The following is a 25,539-nucleotide window of genomic DNA, read 5'->3' as shown; positions in this document are numbered from 1 at the left end:
CCAATGCCGGTTCTGATACCGGCATTGGCGTTTTTACGGGTACGCTTCACGTATCCGCACTGTTGAAGCCCGAATACATGACCGAACCTGCGCTGCTCCCCCGCCCGCAACTTCGACGCATGCTGCGCAAGGCCCGCCGCGCACTGACTCCCAGTCAGCAGCGCCAGGCCGCTCGCGGGCTGTACAAGCAATTGGCCCAGCAACCGCTGTTCCGCCGCGCCAAACACATCTCGCTCTACCTGCCCACCGACGGTGAAATTGATCCGCGCCTGTTGCTGCGCGCCGCGCAACGCCGGGGCAAAGCCACCTATCTACCGGTGCTGAGCGCCTGGCCACGAACCAAAATGGTGTTCCAGCGCATCCGTCCCGGGGAAAAACTCAAACCCAACCGCTTCCGCATTCTCGAACCTCGGGCCAACCTCGCCCGGCAGCGCAAAATCTGGGCACTGGATCTGGTGCTGTTGCCATTGGTGGGTTTTGACGATGTCGGCGGACGCCTGGGGATGGGCGGTGGCTTCTACGACCGGAGCCTGGCCTACCTGGCGCGACGAAACGACTGGCGCAAGCCGACGCTGCTGGGGCTGGCCCATGAATGTCAGAAGGTGGCGCGATTGGCTCAGGCGAGCTGGGATGTGCCGCTGCAAGGAACGGTGACGGACAAGGCCTGGTATTACGCAGGCTAGGCGCCACTTCGATCAGCGGCGCCGAGGCAACAGGATCAGCGCTTGAAGGCTGTCGACTGTTGCTGCAATTGGGCGAGCTCGACCGGTGCATCGGTCTTGTTGGCCCACAGGCTTTGGGCATAGCCAGTGGTCACGACGCCAAGGCCAAACAAAATGACCAAAATCCATAGTAAATCCGGTTTGCGTTTCATCGATTGCCCCCCAAAGGCACATCAACACGATGACAGCAGCGGTTTCCGTTTGTAGGCCGTGCAGCAGCGTCAAGCTTTAAAGGCCGGCATTTTGCGACAACGTGAACCGCTGCGCAAATGCTGACGCCAACCGACTGTCGGTTTGTCATAAAATCGCCGACAAGCTGCTCAATCACCACGCAAGGAGCAAAAGACATGGCCTATTGGCTGATGAAATCCGAGCCCGACGAACTCTCGATCAAAGGGCTGGAAAAGCTCGGCAAAGCGCGCTGGGACGGGGTTCGCAACTATCAGGCACGCAATTTCCTGCGGGCCATGGCGGTGGGGGATGAGTTCTTTTTCTATCATTCCAGCTGCCCTGAGCCGGGCATCGCCGGAATCGGCAGGATTGTCGAAGCCGCGTATCCGGACCCGACGGCGCTGGAGCCGGAAAGTCATTACTACGACCCCAAGGCAACTGCGGACAAAAACGCCTGGAGCGCGATTGATGTCGCGCATGTCGAGACCTTTGCCCGGGTGCTGAAACTGGATTATCTGAAGCAGCAGACAGCGCTGGCTGAGTTGCCGCTGGTGCAGAAAGGCTCGCGGTTATCGGTGATGCCCGTAACCCCCGAGCAGTGGGCGATGGTGATTGCTTTAAAGCCTTGAGTCATTTATCGCCTGGACTGGCCTCATCGCGAGCAGGCTCGCTCCCACAGTGGATTTGTGTTGAAGCACAATCACATATCCACCACAGAACCCTGTGGGAGCGAGCCTGCTCGCGATGAGGCCGGCAGGAGCAGCGAAAACCTTACTGAATGATCAGGTTGTTGAACAACAGATCCTCAACCACCGGTTTGCCGGTTTCATCGTTCATCACCTGCTGGGCCTGCTTCAGCGCTTCCTGACGCAGTTTCTCCTTGGCCTCGACGTTGTTCATCGTTTCGGTGGTCTGCTGGGCGAACAGCGCGACCAATTGATTGCGGATCAACGGCTCATTGGCCTTCACCGCTTTGGCGGCCTCGTCACCGGTCACCCGCAACGCCACATCAGCCTTGTAGACCTTCAGTTTCTGCGTGCCGTCCAACCCGTAGTTACCCACGAACGGCGGGCTCAGGGTGATGTAGCTGACCTTCGGAGCAGCATCTTCTTTGGCTTCTTCGGCCACCGCTGCCACAGGCAGAAACAGGGCCAGCATCAACATGATCCACGCTTTCAAAATTCGCTCCTTATCCGGTTTGCGGCCTAGCATAACGACCCGCCGCGCAAGCACAAGCTTATGGCTGACTATCAGGGCCGGGCATGCTCGTTGACCCGTCGACCCACACACCTACACTTATCGGCCATCACTCCCAAAGGAATAGCCCTGATGAAAGCCGTGCTGTGCAAAGCCTTCGGCCCTGCCGAATCGCTGGTGCTGGAAGACGTCGCCAGTCCTGTCGCGAAGAAAAATGAAATCCTGCTGGAGGTGCACGCCGCCGGGGTCAACTTCCCCGACACGTTGATCATCGAGGGCAAATACCAGTTCAAGCCGCCCTTCCCGTTTTCACCGGGTGGTGAAGCGGCCGGCGTGGTCAGCGCAGTGGGTGAAAAAGTCAGTCACTTGAAAGTCGGTGACCGGGTCATGGCCCTGACCGGCTGGGGCAGCTTTGCCGAGCAGGTCGCCGTGCCGGGCTACAACGTGCTGCCGATCCCGCCATCGATGGACTTCAACACCGCCGCTGCCTTCAGCATGACTTATGGCACCTCGATGCACGCGCTCAAGCAACGCGGCAACCTGCAACCGGGTGAAACCCTGCTGGTGCTCGGTGCTTCTGGTGGCGTCGGCCTCGCGGCAGTAGAGATCGGCAAAGCCATGGGCGCCAGGGTGATCGCCGCAGCCAGCAGCGCAGAGAAACTCGCCGTGGCCAAGGCCGCCGGCGCCGACGAACTGATCAACTACAGCGAAACCAGCCTGAAGGACGAAATCAAGCGCCTGACCGACGGCCAGGGCGCCGACGTGATCTACGACCCGGTCGGCGGCGACCTGTTCGACCAGGCCATCCGCGCCATCGCCTGGAACGGCCGACTGCTGGTGGTCGGCTTCGCCAGCGGGCGCATTCCCGAATTGCCGGTCAACCTGGCTCTGCTCAAAGGCGCGGCAGTGCTCGGCGTGTTCTGGGGTTCGTTCGCCCAACGCCAACCGCAGGACAACGCGGCGAACTTCCAGCAACTGTTTGGCTGGTTTGCCGAAGGCAAGCTCAAGCCGCTGGTGTCCCAGGTGTATCCGCTGAGCAATGCGGCGCAGGCGATCAATGACCTTGGCCAGCGTAAAGCGGTCGGGAAAGTGGTGGTGCAGGTTCGCTGAATCTCTCTGTAAAAAAGCGCGGCCATTTAGCCGCGCTCTTTTTGCCGTCAAAGCAACACCCGAATCTCCTCCGGCAAAAACCGCACATACCGACTCGCCGGATGTGCGTTACACCGCTGCACAATCGAACGCACGCTGGCGTTGAGCTTGGCAATCAGAGCCAGACGTTTCTCTTCCGGCAATTGCGTCGGTGAAAGCGAGTGAGTCAGGTAACTACGGGTCCAGCTGAAAACCGGCAGGTCCACCCATGAGGAAGTGGCGATGTTCAGCGATGCCCGTGCGACAGCACTGCATTTCAGCCGCTCCAATTCCTTGTTGACGTGGAAGGGATGTTCTCTGTCCAGCCTGTATTCCATGGGTGCGACCACGATGATTTGCGCAGGCTGATCCTCGGTAATTGTCCACGGCTTGAATCGCCATTGGTTGACTGCGGCCAATGACGCCTCTTCGAGTTCGGGATGTGCACTTTGCACAATAACGGCATTACTGACTGATCCATCGGCATTCACCGTCATACTGACACGCACCATGCCGGTGACACCCGCCCGATGCAGCGCCACCGGATAGACCGGCTTCGGATTATTCTCGGGTATCAGGAACACCTCCCCGGCCCTGACATCCATGGACGACACCAACAACAGCACGCATACCCACCACCGCATGTCCCTCTCCCTTCGCCTGCAACGCCAGACCTGGCAACAGCAAAAAGGTTAAAGCGCCGGGGCATTCGGCATAACGCCATGACTTCCGCTTTAAACGAAGGACGTTTCCTAAAGACCCGCCCTAATTCAGGTACATCAAGCGCCCGCTAACTAAACAGGTAACGCTTCCTACAACGCCCCTCACTTACATCTGAGCGACATGTTCATAAAGGAACGCGCGATATCCAACATTTCCGCTGTTTTGCCGATGAGAACCGGTGCTATTTTCGGTAACGAAACTGTAACATTCGTATCCGCAGTCAAAACAAGAAATCTGGAGCTCTTGAATGTTTGCTTTCTTTCGTCCTGCCGCACATCAGGCTCCATTGCCTGAAGAAAAAATAGACAGCACCTACCGACGCCTGCGCTGGCAGATTTTCGCCGGCATTTTCATTGGCTATGCCGGTTACTACCTGCTGCGCAAGAACTTCTCCCTGGCCATGCCGTACCTGATCGACGAGGGCTACTCCCGTGGTCAGCTGGGTCTGGCGATGTCCGCCATTGCGATTGCCTACGGCCTGTCGAAGTTCCTGATGGGCCTGGTGTCCGACCGCTCCAACCCGCGCTTCTTCCTGCCGTTCGGCCTGTTAGTGTCGGCCGGGGTGATGTTCGTTTTCGGTTTCGCGCCGTGGGCGACGTCCAGCGTGACCATGATGTTCATTCTGCTGTTCATCAACGGCTGGGCGCAGGGCATGGGTTGGCCGCCGAGTGGCCGGACCATGGTGCACTGGTGGTCGCAGAAGGAACGTGGCGGCGTGGTGTCCGTGTGGAACGTGGCGCACAACGTCGGCGGCGGCCTGATCGGCCCGCTGTTCCTGATCGGCATGGGCCTGTTCAATGACTGGCATGCCGCGTTCTACGTGCCGGCAGCCGTGGCGCTGGCGGTAGCGGTGTTTGCCTTCATGACCATGCGCGACACCCCTCAATCGGTTGGCCTGCCGCCGATCGAGCAATACAAGAACGATTACCCGGAAGGCTACGACGCCAGCCACGAAGAGGAATTCAGCGCCAAGGAAATCTTCGTCAAATACGTGCTGCGCAACAAAATGCTCTGGTACATCGCCCTGGCCAACGTCTTTGTCTATCTGCTGCGCTACGGCGTACTGGACTGGGCGCCGACCTACCTCAAGGAAGCCAAGGGTTTCACGGTGGATAAAACCTCGTGGGCTTACTTCTTCTACGAGTGGGCAGGTATTCCGGGCACGCTGCTGTGCGGCTGGATGTCGGACAAGATCTTCCGTGGCAACCGTGGCCTGACCGGCATGGTGTTCATGGCATTGGTGACGGTCGCGACGCTGGTTTACTGGCTCAACCCGGCCGGCAATCCGATGGTCGACATGATCGCGCTGCTTTCCATTGGCTTCCTGATCTACGGCCCGGTAATGCTGATCGGCCTGCAGGCACTGGAACTGGCACCGAAGAAAGCGGCCGGTACGGCGGCGGGCTTTACCGGTCTGTTCGGTTACTTGGGCGGTTCGGTCGCGGCCAGTGCAGCAATGGGCTACACCGTGGACCATTTCGGTTGGGACGGCGGCTTCGTGCTGCTGGTCGGCGCCTGCCTGTTGGCGATGGCCTTCCTGGCCCCGACACTACGGCACAAACAAATCGCCAGTCAGGGCCGCGAAGCACTCGCTTGATCGGCCTTTGATTTACAGCGCTTGAGCCGCGCCTCCAGATTCCGGTCTGGCATGGCGTGGCTGCGCAGGGCGTGCGCGGTCTGCTCGACATAATCGCGAGTGGTGCCGTAGCGCCCGCAGGCGTTTTCGAACACATGGCTCAGCACATGGTCCGGCAAGTTGCCAGCATAGCTGGGCAGGTGTCGCTCCAGCACAAAACCCAATGCCTGTACCTGGCTGCCATCTTCGAGACGGCAGTTGAGCCAGTGCGGGCGGTAGGACGGGAAAGGCATCTCGCGCTGCCAAAGTGCATAGAGCGAGGCTTCGAGTTGCTCCTCTGGCAAGCGATAGGCGAAACCGCTGCAAGAACCGCCACGATCCAGGCCAAACACCAGGCCGGGCATTTCCGGCGTGCCGCGATGTTCGTGGGACCACAGGTACAACCCGCGATGATAGCCATGCACTCGGCCGCGAACCCGCTCAACCGCCGTGCATTCAGGGCGCCAGATCAGCGAACCATACGCAAACAACCAGACCGGCCCACCCTTGTGGCGCGCCATGGTCGATTGCATCGAGCCGAGCAATTGTTCGTGAGTGAGCTGCGGTCCCAGATCGAGCCGCGGAGGGTAAGCCAGATTCAAAAAAGCAGATTCAATGGCGCTCATGGCGAATAGCGTTCAGCTCCCCGCGGGTGAAGAATTACTTAATAGAACGCACAGCTGTAACAATAAGGCACATAAGTTTTAAGGCAATTTGAATGCCATGGCACCGCACTTATTTAAATGCCTGAATGAGATATAACCTACCGAGATTTATAAAAGATTATAAATACCGATAGGCTATATAGAGAGTTATAACCTGTAGGAGCGAGCTTGCTCGCGATGATCGTTAACGATTACGCGGGGAGTCAGGCTGTCCGCGGCGCTCTTGAGTCCATCGCGAGCAGGCTCGCTCTTACAGTGTGGAGGGGCAATATCAGGATCTGGGGGCATACGCAAAAACGTCGGCGCGCATCTGGTGAGCGTCCATCCCCGCTTCCACCAGCGCATCCAGCGTGCCGTAGACCATGGCCGGAGAGCCACTGGCGTATACGTGCAGCGGCTTGAGGTCAGGGAAGTCTTCACAGACCGCTTCATGCAACATGCCGCACCGCCCTTCCCAACCGCATTGATCACTGACGACCTTGTGCAGGAACAGGTTGGGCAACTTCAGCCATTCGTCCCAATGCTCGATTTGATAAAAATCTTCAGGACGACGCACGCCCCAATACAGATGCACCGGATGCTTGAAACCCGAGGCCCGGCAATGTTCGATCAGGCCATGGACCTGGCCCATGCCGGTACCCGCGGCGATCAGCACGAGAGGACCGTCCGGCAACTCCTCCAGGTGGGTATCACCAAACGGCAATTCGACCCGCACCATGTTGTTGCGCTGCAGCTGTTCAATCAGACTCAACGCACTGGATTCGCGCGCCAGTACGTGGATTTCCAGGTCGCGCCCCGCATGCGGGGCCGAGGCGAGAGAGAAGGCGGATTTTTCGCCGTTCTCGCGTTCGATCATCAGGTACTGACCGGCGTGGTAGCGCGGCGGTTTGCCGGCCGGAGCCCGCAGACGCACGCGCCAGGTGTCGCCGCCCACCTCCTTGCACTCAATGACCTGACACGACACGCTGCGCACCGGCAGTTCTCCCAGCGCGAGCACGCCATCCCACAGCACGATGCAGTCTTCCAGCGGCTCCGCTATGCAAGTGTAGAACTCGCCATGGTCGCGCACATCGCCGGCCTGCTCGACCCGTCCTTCCACCAGCAGCGCCGCGCACACGTGGCAATTGCCGTTGCGGCAGCTTTGCGGGCATTCGTAGCCCAGACGTCGCGCGCCATCGAGAATCCGCTCGCCGGGCAATGTCTCAAGCACTGCTCCGGAGGGCTGCAAGGTTACACGCATCAATCTATTCCTAACTGATTCCAGATGGCATCGATCCGCTGGGTCACGGCATCGTCCTTGACGATGACCCGCCCCCATTCACGGGTAGTTTCGCCCGGCCATTTATGCGTGGCATCGAGGCCCATTTTCGACCCCAGGCCGGACACCGGCGAGGCGAAGTCCAAGTAGTCGATCGGCGTGTTGTCGATCATCACCGTGTCGCGCTTGGGGTCCATGCGCGTGGTGATGGCCCAGATCACGTCGTTCCAGTCCCGGGCGTTGATATCGTCGTCGGTGACGATAACGAACTTGGTGTACATGAACTGTCGCAAAAACGACCAGACACCCAGCATTACCCGCTTGGCATGGCCCGGATACGACTTCTTCATGGTCACGATGGCCATGCGGTACGAGCAGCCTTCGGGCGGCAGGTAGAAGTCGGTGATCTCCGGGAACTGCTTCTGCAGGATCGGCACGAACACTTCGTTCAATGCCACGCCGAGGATTGCCGGCTCATCCGGCGGACGGCCGGTGTAGGTGCTGTGGTAGATCGGCTTGATCCGGTGGGTGATGCGTTCGACGGTGAATACCGGGAAGCTGTCGACTTCGTTGTAGTAACCGGTGTGATCGCCGTACGGACCTTCATCGGCCATTTCGCCCGGATGGATCACGCCCTCGAGGATGATTTCGGCGGTGGCCGGCACTTGCAGATCGTTGCCACGGCACTTCACCAGCTCAGTGCGGTTACCGCGCAGCAGGCCTGCGAAGGCGTATTCGGAAAGGCTGTCGGGCACCGGGGTCACGGCACCGAGGATGGTCGCCGGGTCAGCGCCCAGGGCCACGGAAACCGGGAACGGCTGGCCCGGGTGCTTTTCGCACCACTCGCGGTAATCCAGCGCGCCGCCACGGTGGCTCAGCCAGCGCATGATGACCTTGTTACGGCCAATCACCTGCTGACGATAGATGCCGAGGTTCTGGCGATCCTTGTTCGGGCCTTTGGTGACGGTCAGGCCCCAGGTGATCAACGGACCGACGTCGCCCGGCCAGCAGGTCTGCACCGGCAGCATGGCCAGATCGACGTCGTCGCCTTCGATGACCACTTCCTGGCACACCGCGTCCTTGACGACTTTGGGCGCCATCGAAATGATCTTGCGGAAGATCGGCAGCTTGGACCAGGCATCCTTCAGGCCTTTCGGCGGCTCGGGTTCCTTGAGGAACGCCAGCAGCTTGCCGATCTCGCGCAGCTCGCTGACCGACTCGGCCCCCATGCCCATGGCGACCCGCTCAGGGGTGCCGAACAGGTTGCCGAGCACCGGGATGTCATAGCCTGTCGGCTTTTCGAACAACAGCGCCGGGCCTTTGGCACGCAGCGTGCGATCACACACCTCGGTCATCTCCAGCACTGGAGAGACGGGAATCTGGATGCGTTTCAACTCTCCGCGCTGCTCAAGCTGCTGCACGAAATCCCGAAGATCCTTGAATTTCATTGATGATGGCACTCGAAAAATAGGCGTACATCCTACCTGCTCTGCCGGCCGCTGGCAGCTTATCGCTGCTTATCTGGATGCATTTCCCGGGTTTACCTCGGCTTGCAGACTGACAAACAGCGGTTCGAGGATCGGCGCCACCCACCGCGCACCGACTTCCGAGAGATGATTGTCATCGGTGTACAACGAGTAGCCGCCGCGTTCGGCGCGGCACAGGCCGTTTGCATCACATAACCTCGGCGCCGGGTCCACCACCTGTACCGCCGGGTCTTGCGCCAGTTGTGCGAACAATTGACTGATGAATGCCTGGCGCGTGTGGTGCTCTGCGAGTGCCAGCCCGACATCGTCGACAGGACGGGCCAGCATTGCCAGACGGGTGAGACGATACGGTGGACTGAAGGCCTGCAACGGCACCTCTTTTACCAGCCAGACCCGATGCCCGCCGGCACGCAATTGCGCGACTCGTGCACGCAAGCCATCGGCCAGACGTTGTTCGGCACGGGCGCGGTCGTAGTGCCCATCAGTGTTTTTCAGCGCGTGGCCCAGATCACCTTTGCCGTCGCCGTAGAGGTACAGGCTCCAGTGCGCGACCAACACCACATCGGCGATAGCTTGCGGCTTCAAGGCCTGTTCAACGCGTCGATTGAACCGCGCACAACGCGCATCATGCTCCAGGCCTTCGACAGGCAAACAACCAGCAGAACTGGCGAGCATCACGTTGACGCCATGGGTCTTGGCCCCCTCGTTGAAAACCGGAATCAACGCCGTGGCATGGCTATCGCCCCAGACAAGCGCTGGGGGCAGGCGGTTTTGCGCGCCATAACGACAGAACAATTTGTCATCCGGTGTCTTGTCATCGGCCAGGCAGGCCATGAGCTCTGGCCGCCATTCGCGCCCCTTGGCGTATTGCAGGGCCTGGTCAGACAGACGCCACGGCATGCCGTCGGTCCATCGCAAGGTCTGCCCGGCCAGGCCGAGTACCAGGACACCGCAGGCGCCGGCGAGCAGAATCTGCCGGCGTCCAGCGAACAGGCGACGCTCACGAAACGGGGTTTCGACGAACTTCCACGACAGATAACCCAGCACCAGCGTCAGCAGAATCAACCCGGCACTGTCGAAAGCACCCGGTTCACTGACGCTGGCATAGCGGGAGAATACGAACACCGGCCAGTGCCACAGGTACCAGGAATAAGAAATCAGGCCGAGGCCTACCATTATCCGACTGCTCAAAAACTGACCAATCCAGGTTTCACGATGACCGTTGGTCAAAATCATCAGCACCACGCCAAGCACCGGCAGCAACGCCGCGACGCCAGGAAATGGCGTGGCCTTGTCATAACCGAACACCGCCAACAGGATCAGCACCATGCCAAACAGGCTCAGCCACTGCGCCGCCATCGGCTTGAGACGCCATGCAGACTTGGGCACTACCGCCAGCATCGCACCGGCCAATAGCTCCCACGCACGCATCGGTAGCAGGAAGAAGGCTTTTTCCGGATGATGGGCGACGGCCCACACGCTCAAGCCAAAAGACAGCAGCAATACGCCGAACAGCGCCGGCCGCCAATGTTTCAGACGACTCGACAGCAGTGTCAGCAGCAACGGGAAGACGATGTAAAACTGCTCCTCCACCGCCAGCGACCAGGTGTGCAGCAGAGGTTTGAGATCGGAGGCGACATCGAAATAGCCGTCCTGGCGCATGAACAGGATGTTGGACACGAACATCACCTGGTAACGCACCGACCGCCCCAGTTCCTCGTAATCCTTCGGTGCCAGCAAATACCAGCCGACCGCCAGCACCGCGACGATCATCGCGAACAACGCCGGCAAAATCCGCCGCGCACGCCGGGCCCAGAAATCGACGAAGCTGAATTGCCCGGTCTGGCGCTGATTCCAGATGATCGACGTGATCAGGTAACCGGAAATCACGAAAAACACGTCCACGCCGACAAAGCCGCCGGTAAACCCCGGAACGCCAAAATGAAACAGCACGACAGCGATCACCGCCACTGCGCGCAAGCCGTCGATATCCCTTCGATAAGCCAGTGAGCTCATAAAAATTAAACCAGTCAGATCGTTGTTTCAGCGCGCTTGAGCATCGTCCCCGGAGATGACTGCTGACGCGGCTGGTTGAAGTGCTAACCAACTGACCCTGGCCAATCAAAAACCTCCCATGGTCCGGGCAAAAAATTGCAGGCAAAAAAAATGGCGCCCCACCGGGGCGCCATTCTCTTGAACTCAACGGGCGATGTTACTTGCGTTTCATCGACAGGAAGAATTCATCGTTGGTCTTGGTCGTTTTCAGCTTGTCGACCAGGAACTCGATGGCAGCGACTTCATCCATCGGATGCAGCAGCTTGCGCAGGATCCACATGCGCTGCAGCTCGTCGTCGGCAGTCAGCAACTCTTCGCGGCGGGTACCGGAACGGTTGATGTTGATGGCCGGGAAGACGCGCTTTTCAGCGATACGGCGATCCAGCGGCAACTCCATGTTGCCGGTGCCTTTGAATTCCTCGTAGATCACTTCGTCCATCTTCGAGCCGGTTTCAACCAACGCGGTGGCGATGATGGTCAGCGAGCCGCCTTCTTCGATGTTCCGCGCCGCGCCGAAGAAACGCTTCGGTTTCTCCAGGGCGTGGGCATCGACACCACCGGTCAGTACCTTGCCGGAGCTCGGGATCACGGTGTTGTAGGCGCGAGCCAGACGGGTGATGGAGTCGAGCAGGATCACCACGTCTTTCTTGTGCTCGACCAGGCGCTTGGCCTTCTCGATCACCATTTCGGCAACCTGCACGTGGCGGGTTGGCGGCTCGTCGAACGTCGAGGCAACCACTTCGCCGCGCACGGTGCGCTGCATTTCGGTTACTTCTTCCGGACGTTCGTCGATCAGCAGCACGATCAGGTGAACTTCTGGGTTGTTACGCGCGATGTTCGCGGCGATGTTCTGCAGCATGATCGTCTTGCCCGCTTTCGGCGGTGCAACGATCAGACCGCGCTGGCCTTTACCGATCGGGGCGCACAGGTCGATGACACGACCGGTCAAGTCTTCGGTGGAACCGTTACCGGCCTCCATCTTCATGCGCACGGTCGGGAACAGCGGAGTCAGGTTCTCGAAGAGAATCTTGTTTTTCGCGTTTTCCGGACGGTCGTAGTTGATCGTGTCGACCTTGAGCAGCGCGAAATAACGCTCGCCTTCCTTTGGAGGGCGAATCTTGCCAACGATGGTGTCACCGGTGCGCAAGTTGAAACGACGGATCTGGCTCGGCGAGACGTAGATATCGTCTGGACCGGCGAGATAGGAAGCGTCAGCGGAGCGCAGGAAGCCGAAGCCGTCCTGGAGAATCTCCAGCACGCCATCACCGGAGATTTCCTCGCCGCTTTTAGCGTGCTTTTTGAGCAGGGAGAAAATCACGTCCTGCTTGCGCGAACGGGCCATATTTTCTATGCCCATCTGTTCGGCCAATTCGAGCAGTTCGGTAATCGGCTTTTGCTTGAGTTCAGTCAGATTCATATAGGAATGACGTAATCATTTATGGAGGGGGGAAATTAAGCTTTTGGCTTAATGAGGCCGCGCCGCAGAGAAGGCGACAGGATCGCGTACTTATTCGAAAAGGAGTGCGTCGGCGACGGCTAGCAGGGGGCAGTGGAGAAACCAGTGCGGGGCCGAATGTACCACCTGAGTTTAGGAGCGTCTAGCCCTGAATACGCAAAAAGCCCCGCTATTTGCGGGGCTTTTTCAGGATACTTTGCAGCGACGCTTAGATGTTGGCGTCGAGGAAGGCAGCCAGTTGCGACTTCGACAGTGCGCCGACCTTGGTCGCTTCAACGTTGCCGTTCTTGAACAGCATCAGGGTCGGGATACCACGTACGCCGTGCTTGGCCGGGGTTTCCTGGTTTTCGTCGATGTTCAGCTTGGCAACGGTCAGCTTGCCTTTGTAAGTCTCGGCAATTTCGTCCAGAACCGGAGCGATCATTTTGCAAGGGCCGCACCATTCAGCCCAGTAGTCGACCAGTACAGCGCCTTCGGCCTTGAGTACGTCGGCCTCGAAGCTAGCGTCGCTAACGTGTTTGATAAGATCGCTGCTCATGGAATTCTCCAGGTTGTAAGCAAAAAAACGTGGCCCATCATAGCTGCCCTTCCCTCGTTCAGGAAGGTGCAGATGATTGAGTCTCGCTATGGTGATTCATGAGTTTGGGTATAGCTCAGGTCATGAAGTGACGGGAGCGATGAACGCGATTCCGGTGCGCAACGCGGCATTGCGTACGTGCTCCTGCATGGCCTTTTGTGCGGCGCCAGACGCTCGGCGGGCCAGCGCACGAAGGATTTTGCGGTGCTCCTGCCAGGTTTCCATGGCCCGCTCGACCCGGATGAACGGTAGCTTCTGGCTTTCCAGGAAGATGTCGGCGCTGGCGGTCAGGATGCTCAGCATCGCCTGATTGCCGCTGGCCAGCAGGATGCGGCGGTGGAATTCGAAATCCAGGCGGGCCGCGGCTTCGAAGTCGCCGGACTTCAACTCGTTGCGCATGGCGGCGACATTGTCTTCCAGTGCATCGAGTTCGTCGGTGCTCAAGGTTACGGCCGCCAACCCCGCCGCAAAACCTTCCAGCGCATAGCGCAACTGAAAGATGTCCAGCGGCGAAGCCTGTGCCGCGAACGGCCAGCCCGGCACCGCATCGCCGCGCGGCAACTCCACCGGCGACTGCACGAACACGCCTTTGCCCGGCTGGATGCTGATGACGCCCAGTGCGCTCAGCGATGACAACGCCTCGCGCAACGACGCCCGACTGACCCCCAATTGCACCGCCAGGCCCCGTTGCGAGGGCAAGGCATCCCCCGGCCCGAAGCCCTGTTCGGTAATCAGTTTGCGGATGGCTTGCAGCGCCACTTCAGGTACGGCGCGAGAGATCGAGTTCATGGTTTTCCAGACGAACCAGGCCAAGGTGGCCCCAGTTGTAAAGCTATTCACGACGCCCGGCAAGTCGTGCCCCATGGGGGTTCGGCAATTTTCCTGGCTGCGCTATCGGAGTGCGAAATACAACCTGACTGTTCAGACCAGTAAGACCGTTCGGCACCAGCAAAACCGCGCTCTGGCGCCCCCAAAACCCTAAGTTGGCATGGCCCATGCTCTGTCGATCCGCAGAAATCACTTCTTGCCGATCCGGAGATTTTCCATGACCCAGCGTTACAGCGCCCTCATCAAAGCCCTGTTTGCCAGCCTGATGCTGAGCCAGGCACCCGCCCACGCCGACGGCCTGGAGGATGTGGTCAAGCGCGGCGTCCTCAAGGTGGCCGTGCCCCAGGACTTCCCGCCCTTCGGTTCGGTCGGCCCGGACATGAAACCCCGCGGCCTCGACATCGATACAGCCAAACTGCTGGCCGACCAGCTCAAGGTCAAACTCGAACTGACCCCGGTCAACAGCACCAACCGCATCCCGTTCCTCACCACCGGCAAGGTCGACCTGGTGATCTCCAGCCTCGGCAAGAACCCGGAGCGTGAAAAGGTCATCGACTTCTCCCGTGCCTACGCGCCGTTCTACCTCGCCGTGTTCGGTCCGCCAGACGCCGACATCAAGAGCCTGGACGACCTCAAGGGCAAGACCATCAGCGTCACCCGTGGCGCCATCGAAGACATCGAGCTGACCAAGGTCGCCCCCGAAGGCGTGACCATCAAGCGTTTCGAAGACAACAACTCGACCATTGCCGCGTACCTGGCCGGGCAAGTCGACCTGATCGCCAGCGGCAACGTGGTGATGGTCGCCATCAGCGAGAAAAGCCCGAAACGCGTGCCGGCGCTGAAACTGAAGCTCAAGGATTCGCCGGTCTACGTCGGCGTCAACAAGAACGAGCCGGCGCTGCTGGGCAAGGTCAACCAGATCCTCGTGACCGCCAAGAGCGACGGCGCGCTGGAAAAGAACGCCCTGACCTGGCTGAAAGAACCGTTGCCGGCCGATCTCTGATTCGGCGCGCTGGAGACGTTTTATGGCTTATCAGTTCGATTTCCTGCCGGTGGTGAACAACACCGACCTGTTGCTGCGCGGTGCGCTGTTCACCCTTGAGCTGACCGCCATCGGCGCTTTGCTCGGCGTGGGGCTGGGCATCGTCGGGGCGTTGGTGCGGGCGTGGAACATCCGGCCTTTCGCGGGGATTTTCGCGGTCTACGTCGAGTTGATCCGCAACACGCCATTCCTGGTGCAGTTGTTTTTCATCTTCTTCGGCTTGCCGTCCCTGGGCGTGCAGATTTCCGAATGGCAGGCGGCGGTGCTGGCAATGGTCATCAACCTCGGCGCTTATTCCACCGAGATCATCCGCGCCGGCATCCAGGCGATTCCCCGGGGTCAGCTGGAAGCCGCCGCGGCACTGGCGATGACACGCTTCGAAGCGTTCCGTCATGTGGTGCTGCTGCCGGCACTGGGTAAAGTCTGGCCGGCGCTGAGCAGCCAGATCATCATCGTCATGCTCGGCTCGGCAGTCTGCTCGCAGATCGCCACCGAAGAGCTGAGCTTCGCCGCCAACTTCATTCAATCGCGCAACTTCCGCGCCTTTGAAACCTACGCACTCACCACGCTGCTGTACCTGTGCATGGCGCTACTGATCCGCCAGCTATTGAACTGGATCGGCCACCGCTTCATTGCAAGGAGCAGCCGATGAGCGACTTCACCTTCTGGGACATCGTGCGCAACCTGCTCATGGGTCTGCAATGGACGCTGGCGCTGTCGCTGGTGGCGTTCATTGGCGGCGGGCTGATCGGCTTGTTGATCATGATCATGCGCATCTCGAAAAAATCCCTGCCGCGCAGTTTCGCCCGCACTTACATCGAACTGTTCCAGGGCACACCGCTATTGATGCAGTTGTTCCTGGTGTTTTTCGGCGTCGCGCTGGCCGGGATAGAGATTTCGCCGTGGATGGCGGCGGCGATTGCACTGACGTTGTTCACCAGCGCTTATCTGGCGGAGATCTGGCGCGGTTGCGTCGATTCGATTCCAAACGGCCAATGGGAAGCCTCATCGAGCCTGGCGCTGACCCCGCTGGAACAATTGCGCCATGTGATCCTGCCTCAGGCGTTGCGCATCGCCGTGGCGCCGACCGTGGGGTTTTCGGTGCAAGTGGTCAAAGGCACTGCCGTCACCTCGATCATCGGCTTCACCGAGCTGACCAAGACCGGCGGCATGCTCGCCAACGCCACCTTCGAACCGTTCATGGTCTACGGCCTCGTCGCCCTCGGCTACTTCCTGCTCTGCTACCCCTTGTCGCTCAGTGCGCGCTATCTGGAAAGGAGACTGCATGCCTCTGCTTAGAATTTCCGCCCTGCATAAATACTACGGCGATCACCATGTGCTCAAAGGCATCGACCTGAGCATCGAGGAAGGCCAGGTGGTGGCGATCATCGGCCGCAGCGGCTCGGGCAAGTCCACCCTGCTGCGCACCCTCAACGGCCTGGAATCGATCAACGACGGCGTGATCGAAGTCGACGGCGAGTACCTCGACGCCGCCCGCGCCGACCTGCGCAGCCTGCGGCAGAAAGTCGGCATGGTGTTCCAACAGTTCAACCTGTTCCCGCACCTGACCGTCGGCGAGAACGTCATGCTCGCGCCGCAAGTGGTGCAGAAAGTACCGAAAGCCAAGGCCGCCGAACTGGCGCGGCAGATGCTGGAAAGGGTCGGACTGGGGGAAAAGTTCGATGCTTTCCCGGATCGCTTGTCCGGCGGGCAGCAACAGCGCGTAGCGATTGCCCGGGCACTGGCGATGTCGCCGAAGGTTTTGCTCTGCGACGAAATTACCTCGGCGCTGGACCCGGAACTGGTCAATGAAGTGCTGAGCGTGGTCCGGCAACTGGCCAGGGAAGGCATGACGTTGATCATGGTTACCCACGAAATGCGGTTCGCCCGGGAGGTTGGGGATAAGTTGGTGTTCATGCACATGGGCAAGGTGCATGAGGTGGGCGACCCGAAAGTGTTGTTTGCCAATCCGCAGACGGCGGAGCTGGCGAACTTCATTGGGACGGTTGAGGCGGCGGGCTGACAGATCTTCGGTGTCTGGAAGGCCGCCATCGCTAGCAGGCTAGCTCCCACAGGGGGACGCATTCCAATGTGGGAGCTAGCCTGCTAGCGATTGACCGCGCAGCGGTCACCGTTTGCATGCACTGGATCAAGGCTTTGAACACTGCGCGTTGGCGCCAGCCTTTGATCGTGGCACGATGTCGAGGTTATCGACCGAGACTCCTGACCATGCCGCAATCCAAAGCCAAGAATCTGTCCCTGATCGCAGCAATCGACCTGGGCTCCAACAGCTTTCACATGGTCGTGGCCAAAGCCCAGAACGGCGAGATCCGTATTCTCGAGCGTCTCGGGGAGAAGGTTCAGCTGGCCGCCGGCATCGACGAAGAGCGCCATCTCAGCGAAGAATCGATGCAGCGCGGGCTCGATTGCCTCAAGCGCTTCGCCCAACTGATCAGCGGTATGCCTACCGGCGCCGTTCGCATCGTCGGCACCAACGCCTTGCGTGAAGCCCGCAACCGCGCCGAATTCATCCATCGCGCCGAAGAAATCCTCGGCCACCCGGTGGAAGTCATTTCCGGCCGTGAAGAAGCGCGCCTGATCTATCTCGGCGTGTCCCACACCCTCGCCGATACCCCGGGCAAACGCCTGGTGGCCGACATCGGTGGCGGCAGTACCGAATTCATCATTGGCCAGCGCTTCGAACCGCTGCTGCGCGAAAGCCTGCAAATGGGCTGCGTCAGCTACACCCAACGCTATTTCAAGGACGGCAAGATCACCCCGGCCCGTTACGCTCAGGCGTACACCGCGGCGCGGCTGGAGATCATGAGCATCGAGCACGCCCTGCACCGCCTGACCTGGGATGAAGCCATCGGCTCCTCGGGCACCATCCGCGCCATCGGTCTGGCGCTGAAGGCTGGCGGTCATGGTACCGGCGAGGTCAACGCCGAAGGCCTGGCCTGGCTCAAGCGCAAACTGATCAAGATGGGCGACGTCGAGAAAATCGATTTCGAAGGTATCAAACCGGATCGCCGGGCGATCTTCCCGGCGGGCCTGGCGATCCTCGAAGCAATTTTCGACTCCCTCGAACTGCAACGCATGGATCACTGCGAAGGTGCCCTGCGCGAAGGTGTGCTTTATGACCTGCTGGGCCGCCATCATCACGAAGACGTGCGCGAACGCACCCTCACTTCGCTGATGGAGCGCTACCACGTCGATCAGGAACAGGCGGTACGGGTCGAGCGCAAGGCACTGCATGCGTTCGATCAGGTGGCCGAGGACTGGGATCTGGAAGACGGCGTCTGGCGCGAACTGCTCGGCTGGGCAGCCAAGGTCCATGAGGTGGGCCTGGACATCGCTCACTACCAGTACCACAAGCACGGCGCCTACCTGATCGAGCACTCGGACCTCGCCGGGTTCTCCCGCGAAGACCAGTTGATGCTCGCGCTGCTGGTACGCGGCCACCGACGCAACATTCCCAAGGACAAGTTCGCCGATTTCGGCGATGACGGCATCAAGCTGATTCGCCTGTGCGTGCTGCTGCGCTTTGCGATCCTGTTCCACCACATCCGTGGCACCCAGCAAATGCCTCAGGTGGAACTGAACGCCCATGGCAACAGCCTGGAAGTGGTGTTCCCGGAAAACTGGCTGGACGAAAACCAGCTGACCCAGGCCGACTTCGAAATCGAAGCGCAATGGCTGACCCGGGTCGATATCGTGTTGAGCGCTCGCTAATCCCCCTGTAGGAGCGAGCTTGCTCGCGATGGAGGCTAACGATAACGCGTGTTATCTGGATACGCGTTGCCCTCACGTTTTTCGCGAGCAAGCTCGCTCCTACAGCAAAAAGGGCGATCCACATGGATCGCCCTTTTTTCACCCGCTGACTCCCGTTACCGCACAGCCAGAATCGGACTACCCAAACGCTCCAGCAACGTCGCCTGGGCGCTGCGCGGGTTCTGGTTGCCGGTCGGTGTGTTACGGATGTAACGGCCGTCCGACTGCAGGCTCCAGCTGTGGGTGTTATCGGTCAGATACAACTCCAGCTCTTTCTTGACCCGCATGATCAGCTTCTTGCCTTCCACCGGGAAGCAAGTCTCAACGCGCTTGTCGAGGTTGCGTTCCATCCAGTCGGCACTGGACAGGAACATCTGCTCATCGCCACCGTTGAGGAAGTAGAAGACCCGGGTGTGTTCCAGGAAGCGGCCGATGATCGAGCGCACGTGGATGTTGTGGGAAACCCCGGCGATGCCCGGCCGCAGGCAGCACATGCCACGCACCACCAGATCGATGCGCACGCCTGACTGGCTGGCCTTGTACAGCGCGCGGATGATCTTCGGATCGGTCAGCGAGTTGAACTTGGCAATGATGTGCGCCGGTTTGCCGTCGAGGGCGAACTGGGTCTCCCGGGCAATCATGTCGAGCATGCCCTTCTTCAGGGTGAACGGCGCGTGCAGCAGTTTCTTCATGCGCAGCGTCTTACCCATGCCGATCAACTGGCTGAACAGTTTGCCGACGTCTTCGCACAAGGCGTCGTCGGAGGTCAGCAGGCTGTAGTCGGTATACAGGCGGGCGTTGCCGGCGTGGTAGTTACCCGTACCGAGGTGCGCGTAACGCACGATTTCACCCGCTTCGCGCCGCAAAATAAGCATCATCTTGGCGTGGGTCTTGAAGCCGACCACACCGTAGATCACCACCGCACCGGCCGCTTGCAGACGGCTGGCCAGCTGCAGGTTGGACTCTTCGTCGAACCGCGCGCGCAATTCGATAACCGCCGTGACTTCTTTGCCGTTACGCGCCGCATCCACCAGCGCATCGACGATTTCCGAGTTGGCGCCGGAGCGGTACAGGGTCTGGCGCACCGCCAGCACGTGCGGGTCCTTGGCGGCCTGGCGCAGCAGGTCGACCACCGGGGTAAACGACTCGAACGGGTGCAGCAGCAGGATGTCCTGCTTGCTGACCACGCTGAAAATGTTCTCGCTGTTCTGCAGCAGTTTCGGAATCTGCGGGGTGAACGGCAGGTATTGCAGCTCGCGCTGACTGTCCAGGCCGGTGATGCTGAATAGCCGCGTCAGGTTCACCGGACCGTTGACCTGATACAACTCCGACTCACTCAGGTTGAATTGCTTGAGCAGGTAGTCAGACAGGTGTTTCGGGCACGTGTCGGCCACTTCCAGACGCACCGCATCGCCGTAGCGACGGGAGAACAGCTCGCCGCGCAAGGCGCGGGCCAGGTCTTCGACGTCTTCGGAGTCCAGCGCCAGGTCGGCGTTACGGGTCAGGCGGAACTGGTAGCAACCCTTGACCTTCATGCCCTGGAACAGGTCATCGGCGTGGGCGTGAATCATCGACGACAGGAATACATAGTTGTCGCCAGCGCCGCCGACTTCTTCCGGCACCTTGATGATGCGCGGCAGCAGGCGTGGCGCCGGGATGATCGCCAGACCGGAATCGCGACCAAAGGCGTCGACGCCTTCGAGCTCGACGATGAAGTTCAGGCTCTTGTTCACCAGCAACGGGAACGGGTGAGTCGGGTCGAGGCCGATCGGGGTGATGATCGGTGCGATCTCGTCACGGAAATAGCGGCGGACCCAGGTCTTGAGCTTGGTCGTCCAGTTACGGCGACGGATGAAGCGGACCTGATGCTTTTCCAGTTCCGGCAACAGAATATCGTTGAGGATCGCGTACTGGCGATCGACGTGACCGTGGACCAGCTCGCTGATGCGTGCAAGGGCCTGATGCGGTTGCAGACCATCGGCGCCGGCCTGTTCACGGGCAAAGGTGATCTGCTTCTTGAGGCCGGCGACGCGAATTTCGAAGAACTCGTCCAGGTTGCTGGAGAAGATCAACAGAAACTTCAGCCGCTCCAGCAATGGATAGGACTCGTCCAGCGCCTGCTCCAGCACGCGGATGTTGAACTGCAGTTGCGAGAGCTCGCGGTGGATGTACAGGCTGCTGTCATCCAGGCCGGGAATGGCCAGCACCGGCGCTGGCGCTGTCACGGCGGTTTCGACGACCGCCGCGGGCGGAGCTGGCTCCAGCGCCGGCGGGGTCTCGGCGACCTGTTCCACCACAGGTTGAGCGTCTTTTACGGCAACTTCAGTGAGTACTTCGGTATTCATCGAATGTTCCTGGGAGGGCTATTTTTGCTCTCGTAACAATTGAGCGGCACGAACGGCAAAGTACGTCAGGATGCCATCAGCCCCTGCACGTTTGAAAGCGGTCAGGGACTCGAGGACAACCCCTTCGCTCAACCAGCCATTCTGGATCGCCGCCATGTGCATGGCGTATTCGCCGCTGACTTGATAAACAAACGTCGGCACTTTGAATTCTTCTTTTACCCGGCACAGGATGTCCAGGTACGGCATGCCCGGCTTGACCATGACCATATCTGCACCTTCTGACAAGTCCGCGGCCACTTCGTGCAGCGCTTCGTTGCTGTTGGCCGGGTCCATCTGATAGGAGGCCTTGTTGGCCTTACCCAGGTTCAGCGCCGAACCGACCGCATCGCGGAACGGACCGTAATAGGCACTGGCGTACTTGGCCGAGTAGGCCATGATCCGCACATTGACGTGACCGGCCACTTCGAGGGCTTCGCGGATCGCCTGGATGCGACCGTCCATCATGTCCGATGGGGCCACGACCTGAGCGCCGGCTTCAGCGTGGGACAGGGCTTGCCGGACCAGTGCGTCGACGGTGATGTCGTTCTGCACGTAGCCTTCTTCATCCAGGATGCCGTCCTGGCCATGGGTGGTGAACGGGTCCAGGGCGACGTCGGTGATCACCCCCAGCTCAGGGAATCGCGCACGCAACGCACGGGTCGCGCGTTGGGCGATGCCTTCGGGGTTCCACGCTTCGGCGGCGTCCAGCGACTTGAGTTCCGAGGGCGTCACCGGGAACAGTGCCAGCGCCGGAATCCCCAGCTCGACCCACTTGGCCGCTTCCTCCAGCAACAGGTCGATGGTCAGGCGTTCGACGCCCGGCATCGAAGCCACCGCTTCGCGACGGTTTTCACCATCCAGCACGAACACCGGCAGGATCAGATCATCGACGGTCAGGACGTTTTCCCGCACCAGACGACGCGAGAAGTCGTCACGGCGATTACGGCGCAGGCGGGTTGCTGGGAACAAACGGTTGGCGGGGGTAAAGCTCACGGCAGACTCCTGAGCCCGCAGACGTGCGAGCGTGACAGTTATAAGCGGCCATTATGACGAACGCGTGACAGTTATGTGCACGCTGCGACAGGTAGCCGCATTCCATTGTCGTTGTAGGAAATGTTCACGTCGAGACACATTTGGACACTTTCCTGAATGTGTCCGAAGGGTTAGGCTGCGCGTTCATTTCGCCAGCACCCAGACAATGCTCCAACAATTTCTGCATGACTTCGGCTACTTTGCCCTTTTTCTAGGCACGTTCTTCGAAGGCGAAACCATCCTGGTGCTCGCGGGCTTCCTCGCGTTCCGTGGATACATGGACATCAACCTGGTAGTGGTCGTGGCCTTCTTCGGCAGTTATGCCGGCGACCAACTGTGGTATTTCCTGGGACGCAAGCACGGCCGCAAACTGCTGGCGCGCAAACCCCGCTGGCAGATGATGGGCGACCGGGCGCTGGAACACATTCGCAAGCACCCGGACATCTGGGTACTGAGTTTTCGCTTCGTCTACGGTTTGCGCACGGTCATGCCGGTGGCCATCGGGCTGTCGGGCTATCCGCCGGGCCGTTACCTGCTGCTCAACGGGATTGGCGCGGCGATCTGGGCCGCTGCCCTCGCTGCTGCCGCTTACCATTTCGGCGCGGTGCTCGAAGGTATGCTCGGCAGTGTGAAGAAGTATGAACTCTGGGTGCTTGGCGCGCTGCTGGTCCTGGGCTTCGTGCTGTGGCTGCGTCGGCGCTTCAAGAATGCCCGCCTGGCCAGGCAGGTCTACGCCGACGAACAAGCCCTGAAAGCTGCGCGGACCAACACTGAAGGTCCTACGACGCCAGCCGAGTGATGCGGTTCCTGCAACAGTAGAGACCGACGCCGCTCAACAGGCTGTAACTGAACAGGCCGACCCAGCCCACGACGCTGGCCGGCCACAGCCCCACCATCGGGGCCAGCCATGCCAATGGCAGGTTCGACGCCAGCCGCACCAGCTCCAGCTTCAACGCCCACGGGCGATTCTCCAGGGCCACGCCCAGTACAAACAGACCGAACGCCACCGTCCCCCAGCCCAACACCAGGGCGGCGACTGGCAGCTTCGCTTCAAGATTCATCAAGTAACTGCCCAGCGCAATATAGACGCAGAACTGCAAGAAGACGTAGAGCTGCTGACGCCCGTCCAGCGCCACCTCGAATTTGCGAAACTGGCTCAGGTCCGGCTTGTTCATCGGGTATCTGGCCGCCACGTCAGCCGGGCGCCAGCCGGTGCGCATGAACCAGATCCGCAGCTTGTCCCAGGTGCTTTCGGTACGCCACGCGTCTGCCCACAACTGCGCGTAGAACTGCACGTTCGCCCACACGGGGTTCCAGCTCGCCAGCGGTGTGGTCACGCCGAAGACCACCGGCTCGTTGTCGTCTTCTTCCTGGAACGAGCCGAACAGGCGGTCCCAAATAATGAACACGCCGCCGTAGTTGCGATCCATGTAGAGAGCGTTCTGCGCATGGTGAGCCCGATGATTGGACGGCGTGACAAAGAACCATTCGAACCAGCCAAGCTTGGGAATGTGCCGCGTGTGCACCCAGAACTGGTACAGCAGGTTCAGCGCCGCGACGCTGACGAATACCGGCAGCGGCACGCCGGACACCGCCATCGGCAGATAGAAGATCCAGCTCAACAGGAATCCGGTACTGGTCTGGCGCAACGCCGTGGACAGGTTGTAGTCCTCGCTCTGGTGATGCACCGAATGGGCGGCCCAGAGGATGTTGCGCTCGTGGCCCATGCGATGCAGCCAGTAGTAGCAGAAATCGTAGAAGACAAAGGCAAACACCCAGGTCCAGACGCTGTCGGCCGACAGCTCGAACAGCGCCAGGTGCTTGAGGGCAAAGGCGTAGATCACCAGCCCCACACCCTTGGTCAACAGACCCGTGGTGGTCGACAGCACGCCGGTGCTGATGCTGTTGATCGCGTCCGCCACCCGATAATTGCTTACCCCGCGCCAACGGTCGGCCAGCAACTCGAAGACGATCAGCACAAAGAAAAACGGCACCGCATACAGAATGAAGTCCATGACGCGCCCTGATCGGAATCTTGAGGACAGATGCTATGTGCAGCCGTGAATTAACCCTATGGCAACGCAGGACAAATTAGTGGACATTTAACGCCATGAATCTGGAGAAAAGCCCATGAGCAAAAAAGTTGCAGTGATCCTTTCCGGTTGTGGCGTGTACGACGGCGCCGAGCTCCACGAGAGCGTCATCACCCTGCTGCGCCTGGACCAGCGCGGTGCCCAAGTGCAGTGTTTTGCACCAGACATCGCGCAGTTGCATGTGATCAACCACCTGACCGGCGAAGAAATGCCCGAATCGCGCAACGTGCTGGTGGAGTCGGCGCGGATTGCCCGGGGCAACATCAAGGATATCCGTGACGCGAACGTCGATGAGTTCGATGCGCTGATCGTGCCCGGCGGCTTCGGCTCGGCCAAGAACCTGTCCAGCTTCGCCATCGAAGGAGCCGGTTGCACCGTTCAACCGGATGTCCTGGCACTGACCGAAGCCTTTGCCGAGGCCGGCAAACCGGTGGGGTTGATGTGCATCTCCCCTGCCCTGGCGGCAAAGATCTACGGCCCGGGCGTCACCTGCACCATTGGCAACGATACCGACACGGCTGCCGCGATGAACAAGATGGGCGCGACCCATACCGATTGCGCGGTCACTGAGATCGTCGAGGACAAGGCACGCAAACTGGTGAGCACCCCGGCCTACATGCTGGCGCAATCGATCAGTGAAGCGGCGTCAGGCATCAATAAACTGGTCGACCGCGTGCTCGAACTGACCCACGAAAACGACGCCTGACACGGTTCAGAACTGTAGGAGCGGGGCCGGCACATTCAACATAGATGTTGTCTGTAAGTCCGCTATCGCGAGCAGGCTCGCTCCCACAGGATTGGGTATAACCTGTGGGAGATTCTATGGTTGAGGAAAAACCAATGCGTGTGTGGATCGATGCCGACGCCTGTCCGCGGGCTGCCAAGGATCTGGTGGTGAAGTTCGCCCTCAAGCGCCAGTTCGAAGTGGTGCTGGTGGCCGGGCAGCCGCAGATCAAGCCGGGGCTGGCACTGGTCAAGCTGATCGTGGTGCCGAGCGGCCCGGATGCGGCCGATGACTACCTGGTGGAGCACGCGGTGCCTGGTGAGCTGGTGATCTGCAGCGATGTGCCGCTGGCCGATCGCCTGGTGAAGAAGGGCGTGGCAGCGCTCGACCCACGGGGCAAGGAGTTCGATGCGCAGAACATGGGTGAGCGGCTGGCGGTTCGCAACCTGTTCACTGACTTGCGCGAACAGGGGCAAATGGGCGGTGGACCGGCGCCGTTTGGCGACCGTGAGAAGCAGGCGTTCGCCAATGCGCTGGACCGGATTTTGACCAGGCTTACCCGAAAAGCCTGAGCCTGCCAGTGAACCCTGTGGGAGCGAGCCTGCTCGCGA

Annotated in this window: 25 protein-coding genes; 12 read left to right on the top strand and 13 right to left on the bottom strand. The window is 60.1% G+C overall.

From position 1 onward, the window contains the following. The first annotated feature begins 77 nt into the window (after positions 1-77). Positions 78-683 carry a 5-formyltetrahydrofolate cyclo-ligase gene (locus BSF44_RS23635; RefSeq protein WP_095945550.1) on the top strand — a complete coding sequence of 202 codons (606 nt, stop codon included), beginning with the start codon at positions 78-80 and terminating at the stop codon, positions 681-683. Between the two features lie 35 nt (positions 684-718). Here the strand turns inward: BSF44_RS23635 and BSF44_RS30415 are convergent, their stop codons facing one another. After that, complete coding sequence (locus tag BSF44_RS30415; RefSeq protein ID WP_007982896.1) at positions 719-874, bottom strand: hypothetical protein; 156 nt, start codon at positions 872-874, stop codon at positions 719-721. 195 nt (positions 875-1,069) lie between these two features. Here BSF44_RS30415 and BSF44_RS23625 point away from each other — a divergent pair, with 195 nt between their 5' ends. Further along, positions 1,070-1,522, top strand: a complete 453-nt coding sequence (locus tag BSF44_RS23625) for an EVE domain-containing protein (protein WP_095945549.1) — start codon at positions 1,070-1,072, stop codon at positions 1,520-1,522. A 142-nt stretch (positions 1,523-1,664) separates the two neighbouring features. Here the strand turns inward: BSF44_RS23625 and BSF44_RS23620 are convergent, their stop codons facing one another. Further along, complete coding sequence (locus tag BSF44_RS23620; RefSeq protein WP_095945548.1) at positions 1,665-2,072, bottom strand: flagellar basal body-associated protein FliL; 408 nt, start codon at positions 2,070-2,072, stop codon at positions 1,665-1,667. 150 nt (positions 2,073-2,222) lie between these two features. Between BSF44_RS23620 and BSF44_RS23615 the strand changes: the two genes are divergently transcribed. Further along, positions 2,223-3,200 (top strand): NADPH:quinone oxidoreductase family protein, encoded by a 978-nt coding sequence (locus BSF44_RS23615; RefSeq protein WP_086792362.1) that lies wholly within the window; start codon positions 2,223-2,225, stop codon positions 3,198-3,200. Between the two features lie 47 nt (positions 3,201-3,247). Here the strand turns inward: BSF44_RS23615 and BSF44_RS23610 are convergent, their stop codons facing one another. After that, complete coding sequence (locus BSF44_RS23610) at positions 3,248-3,862, bottom strand: energy transducer TonB (RefSeq protein WP_095945547.1); 615 nt, start codon at positions 3,860-3,862, stop codon at positions 3,248-3,250. A gap of 326 nt (positions 3,863-4,188) precedes the next feature. On the opposite strand from BSF44_RS23610, the gene glpT reads away from it, so the two are divergent. Beyond that, complete coding sequence (glpT, locus tag BSF44_RS23605; protein WP_095945546.1) at positions 4,189-5,538, top strand: glycerol-3-phosphate transporter; 1,350 nt, start codon at positions 4,189-4,191, stop codon at positions 5,536-5,538. Here the strand turns inward: glpT and BSF44_RS23600 are convergent. The 7 genes from BSF44_RS23600 to BSF44_RS23570 form a co-directional block, all read right to left on the bottom strand. Beyond that, positions 5,514-6,182: a gamma-glutamylcyclotransferase gene (locus tag BSF44_RS23600; protein WP_053163718.1), complete on the bottom strand. Its 669-nt coding sequence runs from the start codon at positions 6,180-6,182 to the stop codon at positions 5,514-5,516. The genes glpT and BSF44_RS23600 overlap by 25 nt on opposite strands. 310 nt (positions 6,183-6,492) lie before the next feature. Beyond that, entirely contained in the window at positions 6,493-7,461 is a 969-nt protein-coding gene (locus BSF44_RS23595; RefSeq protein ID WP_095945545.1) for a CDP-6-deoxy-delta-3,4-glucoseen reductase, read from the bottom strand. Beyond that, positions 7,461-8,927, bottom strand: a complete 1,467-nt coding sequence (gene ubiD, locus BSF44_RS23590) for a 4-hydroxy-3-polyprenylbenzoate decarboxylase (RefSeq protein WP_008048693.1) — start codon at positions 8,925-8,927, stop codon at positions 7,461-7,463. The genes BSF44_RS23595 and ubiD overlap by 1 nt, the downstream gene beginning before the upstream one ends. A gap of 69 nt (positions 8,928-8,996) precedes the next feature. Next, positions 8,997-10,982 (bottom strand): acyltransferase family protein, encoded by a 1,986-nt coding sequence (locus BSF44_RS23585; protein ID WP_095945544.1) that lies wholly within the window; start codon positions 10,980-10,982, stop codon positions 8,997-8,999. A gap of 196 nt (positions 10,983-11,178) precedes the next feature. Next, a complete protein-coding gene (gene rho, locus BSF44_RS23580; RefSeq protein ID WP_046039047.1) occupies positions 11,179-12,438 on the bottom strand; it encodes a transcription termination factor Rho in 1,260 nt (419 codons plus the stop codon). Between the two features lie 247 nt (positions 12,439-12,685). Then, positions 12,686-13,015 (bottom strand): thioredoxin TrxA, encoded by a 330-nt coding sequence (trxA, locus tag BSF44_RS23575; RefSeq protein ID WP_003206727.1) that lies wholly within the window; start codon positions 13,013-13,015, stop codon positions 12,686-12,688. Between the two features lie 120 nt (positions 13,016-13,135). Next, a complete protein-coding gene (locus BSF44_RS23570) occupies positions 13,136-13,843 on the bottom strand; it encodes a FadR/GntR family transcriptional regulator (RefSeq protein WP_095945543.1) in 708 nt (235 codons plus the stop codon). 256 nt (positions 13,844-14,099) lie between these two features. Between BSF44_RS23570 and BSF44_RS23560 the strand changes: the two genes are divergently transcribed. The 5 genes from BSF44_RS23560 (at position 14,100) to ppx (ending at position 18,656) form a co-directional block, all read left to right on the top strand. Next, positions 14,100-14,885 carry a transporter substrate-binding domain-containing protein gene (locus tag BSF44_RS23560; RefSeq protein WP_095945541.1) on the top strand — a complete coding sequence of 262 codons (786 nt, stop codon included), beginning with the start codon at positions 14,100-14,102 and terminating at the stop codon, positions 14,883-14,885. Positions 14,886-14,907: 22 nt separating this feature from the next. Then, positions 14,908-15,576, top strand: coding sequence for an amino acid ABC transporter permease (locus BSF44_RS23555; protein ID WP_095945540.1), 669 nt, complete (start codon positions 14,908-14,910; stop codon positions 15,574-15,576). Next, positions 15,573-16,223 carry an amino acid ABC transporter permease gene (locus BSF44_RS23550; protein ID WP_095945539.1) on the top strand — a complete coding sequence of 217 codons (651 nt, stop codon included), beginning with the start codon at positions 15,573-15,575 and terminating at the stop codon, positions 16,221-16,223. The genes BSF44_RS23555 and BSF44_RS23550 overlap by 4 nt, the downstream gene beginning before the upstream one ends. Further along, positions 16,210-16,947, top strand: coding sequence for an amino acid ABC transporter ATP-binding protein (locus tag BSF44_RS23545; protein WP_095945538.1), 738 nt, complete (start codon positions 16,210-16,212; stop codon positions 16,945-16,947). The genes BSF44_RS23550 and BSF44_RS23545 overlap by 14 nt, the downstream gene beginning before the upstream one ends. A gap of 206 nt (positions 16,948-17,153) precedes the next feature. Then, a complete protein-coding gene (gene ppx / locus BSF44_RS23540) occupies positions 17,154-18,656 on the top strand; it encodes an exopolyphosphatase (protein WP_095945537.1) in 1,503 nt (500 codons plus the stop codon). A gap of 155 nt (positions 18,657-18,811) precedes the next feature. Here the strand turns inward: ppx and ppk1 are convergent, their stop codons facing one another. Further along, positions 18,812-21,040, bottom strand: coding sequence for a polyphosphate kinase 1 (gene ppk1 / locus BSF44_RS23535; protein WP_095945536.1), 2,229 nt, complete (start codon positions 21,038-21,040; stop codon positions 18,812-18,814). A gap of 18 nt (positions 21,041-21,058) precedes the next feature. Next, entirely contained in the window at positions 21,059-22,072 is a 1,014-nt protein-coding gene (gene hemB / locus BSF44_RS23530) for a porphobilinogen synthase (protein WP_095945535.1), read from the bottom strand. A 205-nt stretch (positions 22,073-22,277) separates the two neighbouring features. Here hemB and BSF44_RS23525 point away from each other — a divergent pair, with 205 nt between their 5' ends. Further along, positions 22,278-22,910, top strand: coding sequence for a DedA family protein (locus BSF44_RS23525; protein ID WP_095945534.1), 633 nt, complete (start codon positions 22,278-22,280; stop codon positions 22,908-22,910). On the opposite strand, the gene BSF44_RS23520 is transcribed toward BSF44_RS23525, so the two are convergent. Further along, a complete protein-coding gene (locus BSF44_RS23520) occupies positions 22,891-24,126 on the bottom strand; it encodes a sterol desaturase family protein (RefSeq protein WP_095945533.1) in 1,236 nt (411 codons plus the stop codon). The two genes, BSF44_RS23525 and BSF44_RS23520, sit on opposite strands and share 20 nt — an antisense overlap. A gap of 115 nt (positions 24,127-24,241) precedes the next feature. On the opposite strand from BSF44_RS23520, the gene elbB reads away from it, so the two are divergent. Continuing rightward, on the top strand, positions 24,242-24,910 hold the full coding sequence (gene elbB / locus BSF44_RS23515; protein WP_095945532.1) for an isoprenoid biosynthesis glyoxalase ElbB: 669 nt from the start codon (positions 24,242-24,244) through the stop codon (positions 24,908-24,910). A gap of 134 nt (positions 24,911-25,044) precedes the next feature. Then, positions 25,045-25,500 (top strand): YaiI/YqxD family protein, encoded by a 456-nt coding sequence (locus BSF44_RS23505; protein WP_095945531.1) that lies wholly within the window; start codon positions 25,045-25,047, stop codon positions 25,498-25,500. Positions 25,501-25,539: the final 39 nt, after the last annotated feature.

The organism is Pseudomonas sp. ACN8 (assembly GCF_002303925.1).
Taxonomy (GTDB): domain Bacteria; phylum Pseudomonadota; class Gammaproteobacteria; order Pseudomonadales; family Pseudomonadaceae; genus Aquipseudomonas.
The sequence above is the reverse complement of the archived record's forward strand: the minus strand, read 5'-3'. Positions and strand labels throughout refer to the sequence as shown.